At 57.5% G+C, this 18921-nt stretch carries 15 protein-coding genes; 5 read left to right on the plus strand and 10 right to left on the minus strand.

Going from position 1 to position 18921, the window contains the following annotated elements; translation table 11 throughout:
• The first annotated feature begins 162 nt into the window (after positions 1-162).
• The 3 genes from HGP13_RS37230 (at position 163) to HGP13_RS37240 (ending at position 3907) form a co-directional block, all read left to right on the plus strand.
• Entirely contained in the window at positions 163-924 is a 762-nt protein-coding gene (locus tag HGP13_RS37230) for an SDR family oxidoreductase (RefSeq protein WP_172235177.1), read from the plus strand.
• 9 nt (positions 925-933) lie between these two features.
• Positions 934-1746 (plus strand): 3-oxoacyl-ACP reductase family protein, encoded by an 813-nt coding sequence (locus tag HGP13_RS37235; RefSeq protein WP_172235178.1) that lies wholly within the window; start codon positions 934-936, stop codon positions 1744-1746.
• A gap of 112 nt (positions 1747-1858) precedes the next feature.
• The gene (locus HGP13_RS37240) at positions 1859-3907 is read left to right on the plus strand and encodes a hydantoinase/oxoprolinase family protein (RefSeq protein WP_172235179.1); all 2049 of its coding nucleotides are present in this window, start codon (positions 1859-1861) and stop codon (positions 3905-3907) included.
• Positions 3908-4021: 114 nt separating this feature from the next.
• On the opposite strand, the gene HGP13_RS37245 is transcribed toward HGP13_RS37240, so the two are convergent.
• The 7 genes from HGP13_RS37245 to HGP13_RS37275 all read right to left on the minus strand — a co-directional run bounded on the left by HGP13_RS37245 (position 4022) and on the right by HGP13_RS37275 (position 12822).
• Positions 4022-5116 carry a GlxA family transcriptional regulator gene (locus HGP13_RS37245; protein ID WP_172235180.1) on the minus strand — a complete coding sequence of 365 codons (1095 nt, stop codon included), beginning with the start codon at positions 5114-5116 and terminating at the stop codon, positions 4022-4024.
• Between the two features lie 50 nt (positions 5117-5166).
• Positions 5167-6687 carry a trimethylamine methyltransferase family protein gene (locus HGP13_RS37250; protein ID WP_172235181.1) on the minus strand — a complete coding sequence of 507 codons (1521 nt, stop codon included), beginning with the start codon at positions 6685-6687 and terminating at the stop codon, positions 5167-5169.
• A gap of 102 nt (positions 6688-6789) precedes the next feature.
• Positions 6790-7836 (minus strand): betaine/proline/choline family ABC transporter ATP-binding protein, encoded by a 1047-nt coding sequence (locus tag HGP13_RS37255; protein WP_172235182.1) that lies wholly within the window; start codon positions 7834-7836, stop codon positions 6790-6792.
• Positions 7837-7908: 72 nt separating this feature from the next.
• Positions 7909-8940, minus strand: a complete 1032-nt coding sequence (proX, locus tag HGP13_RS37260; protein WP_172235183.1) for a glycine betaine/L-proline ABC transporter substrate-binding protein ProX — start codon at positions 8938-8940, stop codon at positions 7909-7911.
• Positions 8941-8957: 17 nt separating this feature from the next.
• The gene (locus HGP13_RS37265; protein ID WP_172235184.1) at positions 8958-9941 is read right to left on the minus strand and encodes an ABC transporter permease subunit; all 984 of its coding nucleotides are present in this window, start codon (positions 9939-9941) and stop codon (positions 8958-8960) included.
• 520 nt (positions 9942-10461) lie between these two features.
• Positions 10462-10689, minus strand: coding sequence for a hypothetical protein (locus HGP13_RS37270; RefSeq protein WP_172235185.1), 228 nt, complete (start codon positions 10687-10689; stop codon positions 10462-10464).
• A gap of 483 nt (positions 10690-11172) precedes the next feature.
• Positions 11173-12822, minus strand: a complete 1650-nt coding sequence (locus HGP13_RS37275; RefSeq protein WP_172235186.1) for an ABC transporter substrate-binding protein — start codon at positions 12820-12822, stop codon at positions 11173-11175.
• Between the two features lie 471 nt (positions 12823-13293).
• Between HGP13_RS37275 and HGP13_RS37280 the strand changes: the two genes are divergently transcribed.
• Together HGP13_RS37280 and HGP13_RS37285 are read left to right on the plus strand one after the other, a co-directional pair.
• Entirely contained in the window at positions 13294-14355 is a 1062-nt protein-coding gene (locus HGP13_RS37280; RefSeq protein ID WP_246707537.1) for an alcohol dehydrogenase family protein, read from the plus strand.
• A gap of 90 nt (positions 14356-14445) precedes the next feature.
• Positions 14446-15540, plus strand: coding sequence for a proline racemase family protein (locus tag HGP13_RS37285; protein ID WP_172235250.1), 1095 nt, complete (start codon positions 14446-14448; stop codon positions 15538-15540).
• 4 nt (positions 15541-15544) lie between these two features.
• On the opposite strand, the gene HGP13_RS37290 is transcribed toward HGP13_RS37285, so the two are convergent.
• The 3 genes from HGP13_RS37290 to HGP13_RS37300 all read right to left on the minus strand — a co-directional run bounded on the left by HGP13_RS37290 (position 15545) and on the right by HGP13_RS37300 (position 18920).
• A complete protein-coding gene (locus HGP13_RS37290; protein WP_172235188.1) occupies positions 15545-16573 on the minus strand; it encodes a LysR substrate-binding domain-containing protein in 1029 nt (342 codons plus the stop codon).
• A gap of 113 nt (positions 16574-16686) precedes the next feature.
• Positions 16687-18024, minus strand: coding sequence for an FAD-binding oxidoreductase (locus tag HGP13_RS37295; RefSeq protein ID WP_172235189.1), 1338 nt, complete (start codon positions 18022-18024; stop codon positions 16687-16689).
• A complete protein-coding gene (locus HGP13_RS37300; protein WP_172235190.1) occupies positions 18021-18920 on the minus strand; it encodes a dihydrodipicolinate synthase family protein in 900 nt (299 codons plus the stop codon). The genes HGP13_RS37295 and HGP13_RS37300 overlap by 4 nt, the downstream gene beginning before the upstream one ends.
• Position 18921: the final 1 nt, after the last annotated feature.

Raw genomic sequence — 18921 nt, forward strand, 5'->3', positions numbered from 1 at the left:
GATTTCGGGTTCTGACTTAGAACCAGGCCCATGACTGTAGATTGTCCGTCACATGACTTTTTCGATGCTTGCGAGGACGTCAAAACTGGCTGTAATCGAGATAGACCTTCAGGTCGCCCGTATATTCTCGTCGGGCTCAACTCCTCTGAGCGAGACACAACCATGGCCGATACGAAAAAGGTCGTCATCGTTACCGGTGCAACGTCTGGCATAGGTGAAGCTGTCGTAACAGCATTCGGCGCCGCAGGGGCATCTTTGGTTTTGGTAGGCCGTGATCCGGAGCGTGGTAAAAGGGCCCTGCGGGCATTGGAGAATGTAGGTTGTGTTGCAACCCTGATGCTGGGAGATGTCGCTGATCCGAGCTTCGCGGACCGGGTGGTCGCTTCCACTGTGGGGCGATACGGTAAGGTGGATGTCTTAGTCAACAGCGCGGGCACGATCCGCCGGGGGACGGCGGTGGAGACCTCAGACGAGGATTGGCGGCAGACCTTCGACGCTAACGTCAGCGGTGTATTCTATTTCAGCCGAGCAGCGGTGAAGGCCATGAGGGGCACTGGTGGCGGCAGCATTGTAAACATAGCATCCAACGTTGGATTGGTCGGCTGTACCAACCTCGCGGCCTACTGTGCGTCGAAGGGTGCGGTGGTTTTGCTGACGAAAGCCATGGCTCTGGATCACGCCAAGGAGCAAATCAGCATCAATGCTGTGTGCCCCGGCGCTGTTGATACGCCCATGCTAGTTTCGGCTCATAACGAGCCGGTCACGGCTGATGAGATCCTGCAGCGCAACATCGATTCAATACCACAGGGTCGCGTGGCCACGCCGTCGGAAATCGCAAGCCTTACAGTGTTCCTTGCGAGCAAGGAGGCGAGGCACATCACCGGTGTGGCTATCCCGATAGATGGCGGCTTCACGGCGGGATAGGAGGGATCCATGGGTAACAAGCTATCAGGCAAGGTTGCCGTCGTTACCGGCGGTAACAGAGGAATTGGTCGGGCTATTGCCGAAAGGCTCGCCGCGGAAGAAGCGGTGGTTGTTGTTGGTGATGTGTCTGGCGAACCTACAACTTCTAAAAGCAGCGCCTCTGAGTTGATATTTTTGCAACTCGACGTCACAAATCAGGAGTCGGTTCGTTCCTTTGTAGACAAGGTCCTACAAAGGTTTGGCAAGATTGATATTCTGGTCAACAATGCTGGAATTGTGGTCCATAAGTCGATTGACGAACAAACTGTCGAGGATTGGGACCGGATGATGGCGGTTAATCTTCGGGGCCCGTTCTTAATGGCCAAATATGTTGCGCCGGAAATGAGACGGACTGGTTCGGGCGCAATAGTCAACATAGGGTCAGTAGAGGCGTTTATGGTCAATCCTTGGCACACCGCCTACGCGGCGAGCAAAGCCGGAGTGCACGGCCTAACGCTGGGACTGGCAGTCGATCTTGGCCCAGACGGTATACGCTGTAATACAGTATGCCCGGGCTGGATCGATACCGACCTCAATCGAGCGTATGTCGAGATGCATCCAGATCGCAGTTTGATCGAACGTGAACTTGGGCAGCTTCACCCCGTGGGCCGGATCGGTTGCCCCAAAGAGGTCGCTAATGCGGTGCTTTGGCTGGCGAGTGAGGAATCCAGTTTCGTGAGTGGCGAAATGATCGCCGTCGACGGTGCCCGGACCAGGAAGATTTCCCTGCCCCCGATCCTGGACGAAGAGTATCGGGCCAAGCTGTCGAAGCTTACGGTTTAGGGATGGGTTGCGAGCCTCGAGCGGTTTACGGCAAGTCTTGGTGCTTGGCAGGACTAGGGTCCAGCGGGGCCTTCGAAAGGCTACGCCGGGACTTTCAGGCGGCTGCCAGGTAATGACAAAGAGAGCTAGCCGACAAATGCGGCCCGTATTCCTTGGGATTGATACCGGCGGTACCTACACCGATGCCGTTCTGTGGGCCGAGACAGATGGTTCGCTGCATGGACCCACCAGGGGCGAGGTGCTGGCCAAGGCCAAGGCACTGACCACGAGGCACGACCTTGCCATCGGCATTTCGGGCGCCGTTGATGCGGTTCTTCAGCAGGCCGGCACTAGACCAGATGCCATCAAGCTGGTCTCAATGTCGACAACCCTCGCTACCAACGCGTTGGTCGAAGGCCAGGGCGGCCGCGTTGCACTTGTCATGATCGGGTTTTCCGAGGCTGACCTTGCACGCGATGGGCTTAGGACCGCGCTCGGCACCGATCCGGTGGTGTTTTGCCGGGGGGGACACGATGTGTACGGCAACACCGCGGGCCTCAACCTCTCCCCTCTCGAGGTAAGTTTGCCAGAGCTGAGTTCCTCTGTATCGGGCTTTGCCGTCTGCGGCTATTTTGCCACGCGCAACCCCGCGCATGAACTCGCAGCAGTAAAACTGATCCGCGACCGTACCGGCCTACCGGCCACAGCCAGTCATGAGTTGACGAGTAAGCTCGGCGGTCCGCGCCGTGCGCTGACGACGCTACTCAATGCGAGGCTGATATCGATGATCGACCGCCTAGTCGCGGCAACGGAAGGGTTCCTCAAAAAGCGCGGGATAGCCGCCCCCCTTATGGTCGTCCGCGGCGACGGCGCCCTCGTCTCGGCGGCTTTTGCCCGCCAGCGGCCTATCGAGACAATCCTGTCCGGTCCTGCGGCCAGCCTGGTGGGTGCCTGCTACTTGACCGGCTTTGACAACGCCGTCGTCTCCGACATAGGCGGCACAACCACGGACGTCGCTGTGCTCGAGAACGGCCGGCCGCGCTTGGACCTGGAGGGTGCGACTGTCGGTGGCTTACGCACCATGGTTGAAGCGGTGGCCATGCACACCTTTGGCCTTGGTGGCGATTCGGAAGTCACGTTGGAGGATGGAGGGTTAAGCCCGAAAATCCTGCTGGGCCCGCGCCGCCTAGTCCCTCTCGCCCTGGCAGGCATGACACATGGAGACGCCGTCAGATCAGAACTCGAGCGCCAGATGCGATCGCCAAATCCAGGCCGCTTGGACGGCCGCTGCGCAGTCCGCACCGGTGTTCCAGATAGGCTTGCTGCCGGACTATCCCCGGGAGAAGCGAAGCTTTACGAGGTTATTGGATCCGTCGCCGTCCCTCTCGACCGGCTGCTTAGCTCCAATGCCCAAGGCGCAACGCTCGATCGCCTGGTGGCAAGAGGGCTCGTGCAAATCGCGGGGTTCACCCCGTCGGACGCCGCCCATGTACTGGGCAAGCAGACGAACTGGGATCCGGTGGCAGCTAGGCTTGGCGCGGAGCTGTTTGCCCGCAAGCGCGATGGACGCGGGCAACCAATTGCCGCATCGCCAGAGGCCTTGTCCGAACGAACATTGCTGACATTGACGCGGCTGTCGGCTGAAATCATCCTTGAAACTGCGTTTTCCGAGGACGGGCTCAACGGCGCGGCCACCGTAGCGGACGCCCTGGTGCAGCGCGCTGTTGACGGATACCCGGGCATCGCTCGGCTCAGCGTCGCGCTGGACCGTCCTGTAATTGGGATCGGCGCCTCGGCTCCCCTGCACTACGCGGGTCTGGCCGCGTTAATTGGCAATGACTGTGTGGTGCCCGAAGATACCGACGTTGCCAACGCGCTCGGTGCCGTTGTCGGCCAGGTCAGGGTGTCGGCCGAAGCTCACGTCAGCCAACCCACGGAAGGACTATTCCGGCTTGCTGCGGGCGGTCGAGTTCGGGATTTCCCGGACGAGGCGTCGGCGATCGCCGCCGCTGATGCGGACGCCCGGGCTACCGTCGCTGAGTACGCGAGGGAGGCCGGCACCGACGCTGCCGAAATCAATGTCGCGACCGAGTTCCGTGTATCCACGGTCGAAGGTCAGCGCATGTTCGTCGAAGCCAAATTAGTAGCGGTCGCTCTCGGCAGGCCCAGAATTGCGGCTTAGGGAAGCGCAGGCCGACTGTTTCCGAAGGGCTATGCAGAGCACTGAGGGGATAGGTCGCCGCACGGTCAGTTAAAAGCAGACCGTTTTGGATGACAAGGGTCCCCTGTCCTTGAATTATCCCAGGCCAGGCCCAACCCACGCTGGTACGGTTAAGCGGCATTGTTGCGGCGAGACACCGTTAAATAATCTGAAGCACTTTGCAAAATGGGAAGGAGAGACAAACCCGCAAGCCATTGCTATATCGACAATCGCCATGCTCGTACCTTCGATCAACCGTTTCCCGTGTTCTACACGGACCCGAAGGTAGTGTCGCACAGGCGGCATGTGGACGTGTGCTGCAAACAGGCGCTCCAACTGTCGCCGCGATACGCCAGCGCGTTTTGCCACTTCGCTCATGCTCAGCGGGCATTCAACGTTTTCATCCATGATCCGCATCGACATAAGAAGTTTATCGCTGACACCGGCAAAGGCGAGCCCTGTCGGACCGGTCTGTCGGTTCGTCCCGGAGCGCTGTCCTTCGACCGTGGCGTGCCGGCAAACCTGCTGAGCCGTAAACCCCCCGACATGATTTGCGATCATATCCACGGCCAGGTCGAAAGAGGCTAGTTCGCCTGCACAAGTCGAAAACTGCCCGTCCTTTACGAACAGGGTGTCGCGGATGTCGGGCTGGCTGAACACCTCAGAGAAAGCGGCAAGCCGAGACCAATGGATTGTACAGCGTGTTCCGGCCAGAAGACCCGTCTGCGCTAGCAACCATGAAGCCGTTCCCAGTGCCGAAATGGGCACACCGCGACGTGCGATCATGCGCAAAAAGTTATTGCATTGTGGGCTCAGCCGCCGCCCTACCTGCTCACCGGCGACAATTATGAGGTGGTCCGGCCCCCGGGAAGGCGAACGAGAATTAAGTTCATCAGTGGTTACATCCACAGCAACCGAGATGCCGCTTGACCCTTCAACTGGCTGCGTGCTGAAACCGGCGATCCTCCATTTAAACAACTTCAACCGCATTACGGTATTTGCTATGTGAAAAGGCTCCAGAAAGGCGTGAAGTGCCAGCTGCGAGAACCCCGGAAAGAGAAGGATAGCCAGCTCGATCGGGCGGCCCTGAGACGGCATCTCCGCGACGGTCGACGCGTTGATCGCATTGATATCCGGATGTGCATTCATTGCTTTCGTCCAGCTGCCTTGCAAACAAACAGCCGCTTTCATAGAGACCGGGTTCGGTCGCTGCCGGCCATGTGAAACAGGATATAACGGTTCTAGAGGACAGCCTCACCGATATCGAGTTCTCGACGTTTCATGAAATCAAGAAGCTGCTCGTCGATCGCTTCATCGAGAGGTGGAGGCTGGTATTCCTTCAAGGATCGAACAGCTGCGTCCAACCCCCGCGTGTTCGCATCCCGGGCGCCGGCAAAACTCCATTGCTCGAAGCTATCGTGGTCCATCAGGTCAGGGACAAAGAAGGCTTGTTCGAAGTTCTTGAGGGTGTGCGCAGTTCCCAGATAATGGCTACCAGGCTCGCTCTGGCGGATCGCATCCATCGTTTCGTCCATCTCACTCATCACGAGCCCCTGGCCAAGCTTGTAGAACATGACCATCTGCTCGGCGTCGAGCATGAATTTGCTATAGCTTTGGGTCAGGGCCCCTTCCAGGTAGCCCGTGGATGACAGCACGAAGTTTGCACCGGCAATCAGGACGCCGTACATGTTACGGGCTGCTTCATAGCCAGCTTGCGCGTCGACAAGTTTTGAACTGGTGCAGCTCCCACTACACCGCCAGGGTAGCTTGTAGTGTCTGGCCAATTGACCGACCAGCATGTTCATGTGGTCGATCTCTGGGGTGCCGGCCATTGGCGCTCCGCTTTTCATGGAAACGGTTGCCAGCCACTGCCCATAAATGGAGGGCGCGCCTGGCCTAACAAGCTGAGCAAAGGCTATTCCCGCCAGCGCTTCTGCGTTGAGCTGAGCCACTGCGGCTATTGTACTTGCAGGGGTACTGGCCCCCGCCAAAACGAAGGGAGTGAAAAGGATGGCCTGATTGCTTGCTGCGTAGACCTTGACCGAATCCAGCATGGTCGCGTCCCAGACCAGCGGCGAATTGCAGTTGGCGATCGAGACCATGACCGTGTTGTTGTGAACGAATTCATCGCCGAAGACGATCTTGGCCATGGTGACGGTGTCTTGCGCCCGTTCTCCGGACGTCACAGCGCCCATGAACGGTTTGTCGGAGTATTTTATCAGGCTGTAATTCATGTGCAGGTGGCGCCTGGGAACGGCAATGTCCATTGGCTCACAAAGGACGCCTCCGGTCATGTGCATCGCCGGAGCTTGGTAAGCGAGCTTCGCAAAATTAACAAAATCAGCGATCGTCGAATTTCTTCGCTTGCCCTCAAGATCAAGCACGTTCGGCGATCCGTACGCCGGCGTAAAGATCGTCTTACGTCCCCCGATGGTGACTGTCTTTGCTGGATTGCGAGCGTGAATCGTAATGTATTCGGGAGCCTGGGCCACGAGCTCCATCAAATGGTGTCTGTCGATTCTGATGCGCTGACCAGTGACGCTGGCGCCAGCTGCGCGCCACATTTCCACCGCCTCGTCGTCACGAAACTCTATCCCTATCTCCTCTAGGATCTGCATCGAGTAGTCGTGAAGCCTAAGCAGTTGGTCCGAGCTCAACAAATCCATATAGGGCAGACCGCGTTCTAGCGACGGCATATAAGTCACCGACTTCTCAGAACGGAGCTTCTGTCGGGCGTCCCGGCCACCTGATCTTGCAGACATCTTTCTCTTCCTTGATTTACGCCAGAACGTAGGCCAGATTAGTGTTTAAAACCAACAATTAAAGCTGATGTACGGTATGTGCTGAGGTTATGCTCAAACGACCTAAAGCCGCTCTTGAATGCCCCGAAGCAGGGAAGCTGCTGTCACAATGCCCATGGCGGCTCCTGCCTCGTCCACGACCACCAGTGGCCGGTTCCCGTGGCGATTCGATAAAGCGACCAGTTCATTGATCCCGGCGTCAGGTCCCAGGCGTGGCGCATCGGCGAGAGCCGTGCCGTCGCCAGCGTCAGCGGATAGCGGCGACATTACAGACGCCGCCTTCAAGAGCTTCAACCGGCTGCTTCCCTGAACGAACTTTTCGACGTACGGATGCTTAGGGCTCCCGAGGATGTCTTCAGGCGAGCCGATCTGAAGCATTTGCCCGTCTTTCATGACACCGATCTGGTGTCCGAGCCGGACGGCTTCGTCCAGATCGTGCGTTATGAAGAGCGTTGTCTTTTGCAACTTGTCGGCGAGCTCTTTGAACTGGTCCTGAAGATCCCGCCGGATGAGAGGATCGAGCGCAGAAAAAGGCTCGTCCATCAGAAGGATGGCAGGATCGGCCGCCAGCGCCCTGGCAAGCCCAATCCTCTGTCTCATCCCCCCTGAGAGTTCGTCGGGATAACGGTCACCCCAGCCAGCCAATTGCACCAGCTCTAGCTTTTCTTCTGCGACTTCACGGCGCTGACGGGTGCTGACTTTCCGGAGCTCAAGGCTCAATGCGACATTGTCGCGGACCGTCCTGTGCGGCAGGAGTGCAACATTTTGGAAGACCATTCCGATTGAGCGGGCGCGAAGCTCGCGGATTTCATTCTCGGATTTCAGGTTGATATCCTCACCACCGACAATGATCTGGCCGGCGGTGGGCCTGATTAGGCGGTTCACGTGGCGGACCAACGTCGACTTTCCGCTGCCGGAAAGCCCCATGACGCAGAAGATCTCTCCGGCTTCTACCTTGAAGGAGACGCCGGCAACAGCGACCACACAGCCATGCTTCTCAAGCAAAGTAGCCTTTGAGAGGAACTCGCGTTGAATGTCGCCGAGATCAAACTTCGAGGTCGTCCCGAAGACCTTCCAGACGTCTCTGAATTCAATGGCGTGCGCTGTCAAAGGCGATCTCCACGTTGACGAAGCCCCGCCCGGCAACCCCGAAGGCCGCCGGGCGAGCCGATACAACCGCAATCACTTCGCGGCTAGCTTAGCCGTCGCTATCCAGCTGTTCCATTGATCGAGATGAGCCTTCTTCCAGTCCTCGGCATGACGACGGATGTCCTCGTTAGATTTTTCGCCCTTGTGGACAAGAAGATTTTCGTCGTCGATGTCCTGGATCGGGATCTCGACCTGCTCAAACCACTTGTTGGCGGCTGGGTTCTTCTTGAGGAAATCGTTGTTAGCGAACACATGGTGGGTGTTGACCGAGAACCCCAGATTTCCAATGCTGGGAACGGTTGTGACGGCGCCAGCCTGTTCGTCAGGCAATGACGTAAAAGGAACGGTCAGCCATGAAACATTTTCGCCGTGGCGAAGAATGCCGTTGACCCATGTCGGGGTCCAGCCGTAGTACAGCACCGGTTTGCCGGCCTTAACCCGTTCAATGGCGTCTGCTATCAAGGCGAAATACTCGCCCTGGTTATGTGTGACAGTGGCTCGAAGCCCATATGCATCAAGCTGGTGTTCGATGATCCGTTCACACCCCCAACCGGGCTCACAGCCGTAAAGGTCTGCTTTTCCGTCGCCATCGATGTCGAATAGCGCCGCGATCTTCGGGTCTTTCAGCTGATCGATCGTCTTGATGCCATACTTGTCGGCCGTAGCCTTATCGATCGAATATCCTTGGATTGAGTTTTTGGCGAGCGTCCCTACACGATGAGCCTTGGCGTCGCCGCCAGCCTTCTCCGCAAATGCAACATGCAGGGGATACCAGTGCGGCGTATAATAGTCTGCGTCACCGCTCGCCACAGCGATGTGGGCGACAGGAACCTGGGTCTGCAATGGCTCGTCGACGGTATATCCAAGGTCCTCAAGGCCGAGCTTCACCACATAGGCCTCGAATAACTCTTCGGCAATGCCGTTGTACAGGGGCCGTGCGGTGACGCCGGTGCCGGGAAGGTCTGCGGCTAAGGCATGTCCAGTAGACACCACCAGCGTTCCCAACACAGTCACAGCCGCGGCTAGTCGCCTAAGATGCCAACCTATTCTCTGTTGATCGTTCATATGAGCTCCCATTGTTGTTAAGCAGATACGCGTTGCCGGCGATTCTTCGATCCTTCTCGTGCCGCCGGGGCGCCTTGGAAGGAATTGACAACACTTGTGATGAGTGAGGCGGGGCCGCGTTTGTACCAGGCGACGTGGTCGAATTGCCTGCTCCTGGACATCGCAGATTGCGTTAGGCGGTCCAGAATGATCGCAAGGAAGACGATACCTGTTCCGGCCGTTGCGGCCAGACCGATGTCCAGGCGGCCAATACCGCGCAAAACCATCTGACCGAGCCCGCCAACCGCGATCATGGAGGCGACCACGACCATCGAGAGCGACATCATCAAAGTCTGGTTTACGCCCGCCAATATGCTCGGCAGGGCAAGCGGTATCTGGGCCTTGAACAGAAGCTGGCTGTCGGAGGCACCGAAGGCTCGCATGGCCTCGACAACTTCTTCAGAGACCTGCTGAATGCCCAGCGTGGTCAGCCGGATAACGGGCGGCAGGGCAAAGACGATCGTTACAATGACGCCGGGCACATTGCCAATGCCAAACAACATTACGACCGGCACGAGATAGACGAATGACGGGATCGTCTGCATTGTGTCGAGGATTGGCCGGCAGATAGCAGCCGCCCGATCGCTGCGGGCGGCCAGCACCCCCAGGGGAATGCCAACAACTGTGCAGAAGAGGACTGCGGTGAAAACGAGAGAAAGGGTTGTCATCGTTTCCCCCCAGATCCCCAGGAAGCCGATGACAGTCAACAGACTGGCGATCTGGAGCGCTAGCCTCCAGCCCGCAATCTGCCAAGCAATCAATCCGAAGCACAAAATCGTGACAACGGGTGGAATTCCTTTCAGGGCGCCGTCAAAGGTCCGGAGAAGCTGGTCAATGGGCCATTTCACGCTCTGAAAAAACGGCCGGTACTGGTCCACTACCCAGCCCAAGCCATTCGCGACCCAATCGTCGAAGGGTATGTGCCAGATTTTGAATGGGTCTAAAATGTCTTCAGGCTTCACCAAACTTCCTTTCAATCAGGATTTTGATTACGACTGAGCGGCCATCCGCCCGAAATAGCAGTCAGCAGGATCACAGTCTCAACCAAATGTTCTGACAGCCAAATGCAAGGCTGATAAGTCGTTTGGCGGGTCAAGCCGCCACATCAATGATACCCGGCAAAGCCATTTCTGAATCTGGACTTACCGGGCATTTCGCGCGACCTTCCATCTACCATGCCGCGCAAGAGGGCTCGTCCTCCTAACGTTCCCGAAACGCTAGCGGGGCCGCTTGGACAAAACAACCGGATAAAAAGTAATGTCCCGCGAGCCTAAATGTTATCAAAGGACGGCAAGCCCGCTGTGCTTGAAATGGAGCATCCTGGCGACGAAATAGCGCCAGCGGCCGCATCTCGGTCAACTCCGGCCGAGGCGAGCCGCTTCAAGGCTTCTCGAACCCCAACCCGACGATACGTCTCTCTGACCAGGCCATCCTCTCGGAGGTTTTCGCGGCAGCGTTCAACGTGGGCACGTTGCTCGCCAGTTAAATCGTGCTCAAGCTTTCTCTGCCAGTCCTGATGGGAAGGTCGACTTCCTTGACCGACTTGGCCGCCGTCGAGACCGAGGCCGGCCGGCTATCGTCATAGCGGGGCCGTATGGCGCTGTTGGGGTTAAACTCGGTTCGCTTGTCGTTTCCTGAAATGACGAGGTCGGGATCCGAAACCCGACCCGAGAGGCTATAGACGAAAGTCGACACGATGCGGTCTAGCACGGCATCGACTTCCTTCGGCCGGTGCACTGCTTCGTGCGGCACGCGGTCGGGAACGGCAGTCTCGTGATGCCGCGATCATTGTGGCGTCGAGCACCTCGCGATGATCGAGCGAGGTGATGATCTCGCGCCGGGCCGGGCAGAAATCATAGGGCGCATGAGCGCCATCGCCCTCGCCGATATGGAAGGCATAGATCTCGGGATAGGCCGTGAGCCCCATGCGGAGGCTTGGTTTGATGTCGTAGAAGGACGTGATGGCGTCTGCAGCAGGTGGGTGGCACCAATGCCGCCAAGCGGATCGTCGATCACCAGGCCGAAGCGGTCGAGCGGGTTCCAGTCTGGCAGCGCTTGCGCGATCGAGGCCGGCTAGCCTCCTATCTCCAAGTCGAACTTCAGCAGTGTGATGAGATGCATGGCTGTACCCACTCAACAAAACGCTAGGCCGGACCCACGAGGCCCGGCCAACAGTCACTCAAGCAGACACGTTTAGGCCTTTGAGAGCCAAACTTTGCCGAGATCGATCTCGAAAGTCGGGTGCATCGGGAAGTCTTTGACCTGCTTCGTGGAGTGGTGAAACACCGAAAGCCAGTAAGGCTGGATGATGATGCCAGAATCCTGCAAAAGCGCCTCAATTTCCTGCATCAGAACCTTACGCTTTGCCGGGTCCGGAACTGCCAACGCGGCGTCCAGTTTCTCGTCGAACTTCGGGTTCGACCACCCTGTTTCGTTCCATGCGACGCCACTGCGATAGGCCAAAACAAGATTTTGCACCCCGAGCGGCCGGTGATTCCAGTTGGTTATCGAAAGCGGGTATTTTAACCAGTCATTGTAGAAGGTGCTGCTGGGCAGGACCGTCCGCTTGACCTTGAACCCTGTCTCGCGAAACTGCGCAGCGATCGCATCGCCGGCGTCTTTAAGCCAATCCGTGTCCGGACTGATGATATTATGTTCGAAGTCGAACTGGCCAGCCTCGGTCATCAGGTGCTTGGCGGCATCAATGTCCCGTTTAGTCTCTGGGAGCGGATAAAATTCGGGATGTATCGGCGCTACATGATAGTTGGCACCAACCGTACCGCGTCCATCGTTGGCAAGCTGTAAAATGGATGCATTGTCGACGGCCAATTGTAGCGCATTGCGTACCCGCTGGTCATCGTACGGCTTGTTAGTGACTTGGGTGCGGCATAGCAGCGTTGTCGCCGTCTTCGCCTCGGAGATCACCAGACCCAGCTGGTCGTAGGACTTGATGCTATTGGCATAGGTCTGGTAGTTCGCATCGATCTCACCGGACTCGAAAGCACTCGGCACGACGGTCGCATCGGACCCATAGTCGATAAACTGAACCTCATCCAGGTATGCTTCGCCGCCCCACCATTGTCCCTGAGTGCGACGCTTCAGGACGGCCTTTTGGCCCACATCCCAAGATACCAGCTCAAATGGACCGGTGCCAATCGGGTGTTTGATGAGGTCGGAGCCATTTTTCTCGAAGTCGCGGTGCACGACCAGCGCCGGGTAGTCTGCGATTCCGGGGATAATGGTGATGTCGGGCTTCGACAGCTTGAGTTTGACCGTGTGGTCATCAACCTTAAGGATGGCGCCATCCTGGGCCTTGCCTGTTTTATCGTCGATCAATGAGCTTAGTCGTGTGGCCATCGAGTTGCCGGCGGCGTCTCTCTCACACCAACGCCTAAGGTTGAAAATGACATCATCGGCGGTAAAGTCGTCACCATTGTTCCATTTCACACCCTTTCTGAGGTGCAAGACGTATTCCTTGGCATCTTCACTCGTATCCCAGCTCTCCAGCAGCCGGGGCTCAAATGTGTATTCAGTAGTGTATTTGACCAATGGCTCCAGGAACTGGCGGTAAATGTTGGCAAGCTCTGAAACGTCAACGGTACGCGGGTCCTTCGCGCCATATACGATCATCGCCACTCGCAACGTGCCGCCTTTGGTCACAGCGTCTTCGGCATGCGCAGACGGAACCGCACCGAGCATCGAGTAAGCAACGGCGGTGGACGCGCCGAAGATGGAAGCGAGAGCCAGGAATTCCCGTCTGTCCATATCGCCCTTCCTGACGTCATCAGCGAGATTGCCGAAGAGTTTGGGCAGTCGGTTGCCATTTCTGCTGAAAAAACGCATGTGAAGCTCCCCAAGGTTATTCGAACGGCTCATGCGGCGACAGTGCCGCTAGGCCGTCATTAAGCACCGACAAACCTAGAATTCCTGAGGGAATTCAGCGCGGCGTCAGAGGTTTGCCCCTGATGACAAGAACGCTAGCCATGCGCATCCCCCAAAACAACCTGATAAAAAGTTATGCGCGGCGCCAAGGAAAGTTATGCGGCGCTAATGGAAGGTGCACGATATGAACTGCCTTGCGGTCCGGGCCTTTGCTGGCCGGAAATTCCCGGAATGAACAAGGCCTACACGGGGTGCACGGCGTGCTGCTCCATAACATTTTGGCCCACGTTTCATTACTTTTCGTTTGGTTGCTTTGCCTCCCCCATCTCGCTAGCGTCACCGGCGATCTACCAGACAATCAGGACGGATGGTTCCCGGATGAGTAGTACAGCCGCGAATGCGCCCGCCCGGGTTGGCGATATCCCGGAAGTTATGGTCGGAGTAGTGCTTGTAGGGCACGGCGGTTTCAACAAGCTTGAGTATCGGCTGAACATCCCAGTCCCGAAGCCCGGTCCAGATGAAGTCCTGATCCGGGTTGCTGCGGCGGGTGTCAACAATACCGACATCAACACGCGCATTGGCTGGTATTCCAAGAGCGTGAAAGCCAGCACCGGTGAGGCTGCGACGCAAGCTCAGGACGCCGACGCGACCTGGACCGGGGCGCCGATGTCCTTTCCCCGAATTCAGGGAGCGGATTGTTGTGGCCGCATCGTCAGCGTCGGCAACAACGTGGACCCGCGCCGCGTCGGTGAGCGTGTCATTAACGCGAATACGCTGCGTTTTTATGTCAACTACCGGCCAATGGAGAGCTGGGTGTTTGGCTCCGAGTGTGACGGGGCATTCGCACAGTACATGAAAGCCCCCTCCTGCGAGGCGCATAAGGTCGACTGCGATTGGAGCGACGTCGAGCTAGCTTCAGTGTCATGCTCCTATTCGACGGCAGAAAACCTGCTGCACCGGGCCGGATTGAAGCCGGGTGAGCATGTCGTTATCACCGGTGCATCCGGTGGGGTTGGATCCGCCGCAGTCCAGTTGGCAAAACGACGCGAAGCCTTCGTGACAGCGGTCGCGGGCCCGACAAAGGCCAACGAGATGCGGAAGCTGGGCGCCGACCGCGTCATTGCGCGCGGAGAGAGCCTGACCAAGCACCTGGGCAAAGAAAGCGTTGACGTCGTCGTCGACGTAGTCGCTGGGCCTGCCTTTGCCGACCTTCTCGATGTGTTGAAGAAAGGCGGGCGCTATGCTGTCGGCGGGGCGATTGCCGGTCCCATTGTCGAACTCGACGTACGAACGTTGTATCTGAAAGATCTCACTTTTTTTGGGTGCACATTCCAAGACGACGCCGTTTTCAAGAACCTCGTATCGTACATCGAAAGAGGCGAAGTCCATCCTTTCGTTGGGAAAACCTTCCCTCTGAAAAATATCGCGGAAGCCCAGCAAGAATTTCTGTCGAAAACTACTAGCGGCAAGCTAGTGCTCATCATTCCTGATTGAAAAGAAGTGATGCAATGGCAAAGCTGAGTATCGCGTCAATCGATGTCTTTGCCCACCGTCGCCCGTCTTCAACAGATCCGAAAGATCAAGATGTCCAACGCCCCGAGCTACGAAATTCCGGTCTCCTCCACGTTCACGGCCTACGATTGCCACTGCGAAGGCGACGTGGAAAAGGTTGTCGTCTCAGGCCTACCTGAACTACCTAAGGGGACAGCATTTGAAAAGATGAAGTTTTTTCGAAAGCATCATGACGATATCCGCTTGTTCTTTCTCCGCGAGCCTCGTGGCAGCATGATTCAATCTGTAAATTTTATCGTGCCAACGGAAAATCCGGAAGCGGTTGCTGCATACATTATTGCCGAGGCGGAAGAGTATCCGGAAATGTCAGGTGGCAACACGATCAGCGTGGCAACGACCATGCTGAAGACCGGCATGGTTCCGATCACAGGCCCGGTGACCCGGTTCAAGCTTGAGGCCCCTGCAGGCCTCATCGGCATCGAGTGCGATACGGCTGACGGAAAGGTCGGTGCGGTCCGGTTTATCAACCAACCTGCTTTCGCCTACTGCCTTAATAAGACCATCCAGCTGCCGGGCTTTGGCGACCTTACCGTTGACGTCGGCTATGGCGGCATGACTTACGCTATCGTCAACGCACGGCAGTTTGGGTTTGACCTCGTTGCATCCGAGGGCCGGAGGCTGAGCGACTTGGGGCAGGAGATCAAGGCAGCGGCTGCGGCGCAGATTCCGGTGTCACACCCGCTGAACACAGAGCTTCCGGGCATTACTCAGACAATGTTCGTGACTCCGATCGAGCGTTCCGACCGGGGAGTAGAATCGAAGAACGCGGTGATCGTTTCCCCTGGACGCGTCGATCGCTGCCCGTGCGGTACGGGAACATCCGCGCGTTTGGCTGTCATGCATGCCAAGGGTGAAATCGCGGAAGGGGAGCGATTTACCCATAAATCGCTGATCGACTCAATCTTTACCGGGGAGATCCTCGCCACGACAACAGTTGGGCCGTACAGCGCCATTATTCCGGCCGTCAGTGGACGCACCTGGATCACCGCGAAGTGCTCCTACATTCTGGAAAAGGACGATCCCTACCCCGCGGGCTATGCAATTACTGACACCTGGCCGCAAATGACGCCTGAGCACGTCTCGGTCGCAGGCACCGCGCACGCATAAGTTCTTATCGGAGCGGAAGGGTTGGTAGTTCGCCCGATGCCGGCTCAGTGAGAGTAATTTCCTCGGCGCCGGCGATGGATGCCGGTATCTGGCCGCTAACCGTCAACGGCATAGGATTGAGACCAGCTACCTGCGTGATGAGCCAGTCCCGGAAGATCTGGACATCTTCCCGGTCGAGTGCGGCATCCGGAATCACCAGATGATGCTTTCGGCCCGTCAGATAACTTTCTGTCACGGGTCGTATCAAGACACCCTCATTGAGGTAGTCACTTACCACGTGGCGCCATCCAAGCCCGATGCCAAAGCCTCTGATAACGGATTGGATCATCGTTGAGTAATTGTTGAACGTAATCGCACGCTTGAAATCGGCCGAGACCCCAAACTGACCGAGCCAGCCAGCCCAATTGAAGGGTGACCAGGGGTAGACGGACCAATGCTGGTCATCCATATCAAGCAGGACCTCGTTGACCAGATCACTGGGCGCCACAATAGACGGCGAGTGCGGCAGATACGATTTCCCACAGATCGGAAAGACCTCCTCCGCGAAAAGCTCGACAGCGGTGAACCCCGGCCGCGGCAGGTGCCCCATCACCACAGACACGTCAAAACCATCGGTCGCCGGCGCGGGGCTGCGTTCGAGAGAGACCAGGTGGAGATCGATGTTCGGATTGTTCATGATAAAATCGCCGATCCTGTGGCTCATGAACATGGTGCCGAACGACATCGGCATTCCCACCGTTAGCCGCCTAGCTTTTTGCCCCCTGCGCACGCTGTCAAAAGCCGCAGCGATGTGTGCAAGACTCAGGGTGGTAGCTTCAAACAACTCTTCACCTGCGGGCGACAACGACACCTTCTGGTTTCCGCGATTGAAGAGCTGCGTGTCGAGGTGATCCTCAAGCGTCAGGATATGCCGGCTTACGGCCGCCTGAGTAACGGAGAGTTCATTGGCAGCCTTCGTAAAGCTTACGTGACGAGCTGCAGCCTCAAATGCTCGCAGCGCGCTCAACGGCAGCCGTCGATAATCCTTGGACATGCCTAATCGTTATCCCGGCCCTGTACAAAAGTAAATCGCAAGCCGCGGCGACGCCGACCTGCGAACGCGAGGTCGACGCAGGAGCCCACTGAAGACCTGTCCCGAAAAACAAGCTATTCGCGGCCGGCGTGCCATTCTCTGTATGCCAGGTTAACCCGTGCACCCACGGCTGTGAACGGCCGCGGAGGCAAGGCCTGGGGCTCATCGAACGCGCTGAAAACTTTGCCGAGTGCCGACTGATGGCCGAGTAACAGCTCCGCGGTCGCTATACCGGCCGACGTGGACTTGGTTCCGCCGATGCCGTTGCAAGCACAGGCCGCGAAAATCCCTTTTTCCACCTGGCCGAACAGAGGAACGGAATTGCGGGTCAGCGCCATCGCGCCCGCCCAGCGATACTGCATTTTGAGGTGACGGTGATCGGGGAACCGATCGGCGAATTTGCGATCGAGGAGGGCCCCTGCCCTCCTCATCGTGCCACCGCCTGCTTCGATGTTGGGGTTGTATGTGTAACGCGAGCGTACCAGTAGCCGGTCGCTGTCTACCCCATTGATTCGGCGAATCGTCGTTCCCATTGGCGCCGCCGGCGTCGCGCCCCACTTCCTAGATCCGCCAAGCGAAGATGGCGCGAACGGTTCAGTCAGCGCGGCGTACGTAAAAACATGGAGAAGTTCTCCTCTTCCGAATCCGAAGCTTTCGGCATGCCCGTTGGTAGCCAGAACCACCCGCCCTGCTTTGACTGTGCCTTTCGGGGTTTTCACGACACAGCCGGAAGACGAGGCCTCAATGGATAGGGCCGGCGTCCGCTCGAATAGCCTGATCGACCCCTGAAATAGGTCAGCAATTGCTCGCACCATCGCGGCGGGCTGGACCATGACGGCACCGGGTGTGAAAAGCCCTGATTTGAATGATCGTGTCCCTGTGAGCTCTTGTGTCTCCGTCTCACCCAGCAGTTGATTAGGTTCGCCCATCGACTTGAGCTGGGACGAGTACTCCTCGAGATGCTTAGTGCCTGACTCAGTCATGGCGACGCTATATTTGCCGCTCGGATCGAAAATGTCTTTGTCCCAGCCATTTTCCTGAGCGAGGCGAGCGTAGAGTTGAATAGCCGTGCGAGCGACCAGGATCTCGTCGCGGTTTTGAGCAGCCGCATCGACCCCGAAATTTCCCGAGGCAATGTCGTGAGGCAGATCAATGAGAAACCCAGAATTTCGGCCACTGGCACCATTGCCAACCAGATCGGCATCGATGATGGCTACCGACAAATTTGGGTCGAGTTCCGATAGCCTCACAGCGGCTGCAAGGCCCGCAAAGCCCGCGCCTATGATGACGACGTCGGCGTTGATGCCGCCATCTAGCGCGGGCGTTGGGGTCCTGGGAGGAAGCAATGCCGTCCAGCCGGATTGCGCGCCGTGGTTAGGAAGACGACGTGCGTGGAACGTCTTAGTGGTCATCGTGCTGTTTCTTTTTCAACCAAGGGCCCCAAGGCCGCTTTAAGAGCTGCAATACGTTCTGCGGGCACCGGCCTGAAGGGTTTCCTCACTGCGCCGCTGCTGTAGCCCGTAATTTCTGCGGCTGCATACGCACTTGGAACATAACCGCCATAGTCGCCCTGCCAAAGCAGCGACATGATAGGCTCGAGGATGCGCCACTGGGCCTGAACGTCGTCCCAACGCTTTTCCTTGGCCGCCTTGACGATTGCCACGCAGGCGCGAGGCGTGACGTTCGCACCGCCCCAGATCAGTCCTGAACAACCTGCAAACAGAGAGAAAGGTACGAGTGGATCCGCACCATTGAGGATTTCAAGGCCGGTACCGATCAACTGAACCTGCGAGGTCAGATCTCCACTACTGTCCTTGATTGCGCGGAACTCCGGAAGTTCGCAAAGCCTGCGGAGCAGGTCGGGAGTTATTCGTACACCGACTGCCTGAGGCACATTGTAGCCAATGATAGGCAAACCGACCTTGGCGACTTCCGCATAAAAATCAAAAACGCTGTCGTCGGTCGACGGACCTTCGAAAAACGGAGGAAGCAGCATGACTCCGTCGGCCCCGGAGTCCTTCGCAAATTGGGTCCTGTCGACTACGTCGGCGGTCAGCAGAGCCGAGGTTTGAGCAATGACCTTCGCCCGTCCCGCAACGATACGGGTGCCCCGTTCTATAAGGGCTTTAGACTCGTCCGTCGTGAGGTAGACGTGCATACCGGTGCCGGAGCTGAACACGAAACCATCAACACCTGCAGCCAGATATCGCTCGACGTGCTCCTCCAGGCGGTTGAAGTCGAGGCGACCTTTGGCATCGAATGGAGTTGTGATTGCCAGATTGAGACCTTGGAAAGCAAATGACGACATT

This window comes from Mesorhizobium sp. NZP2077 (genome assembly GCF_013170805.1).
In the GTDB taxonomy this organism is placed as follows: domain Bacteria; phylum Pseudomonadota; class Alphaproteobacteria; order Rhizobiales; family Rhizobiaceae; genus Mesorhizobium.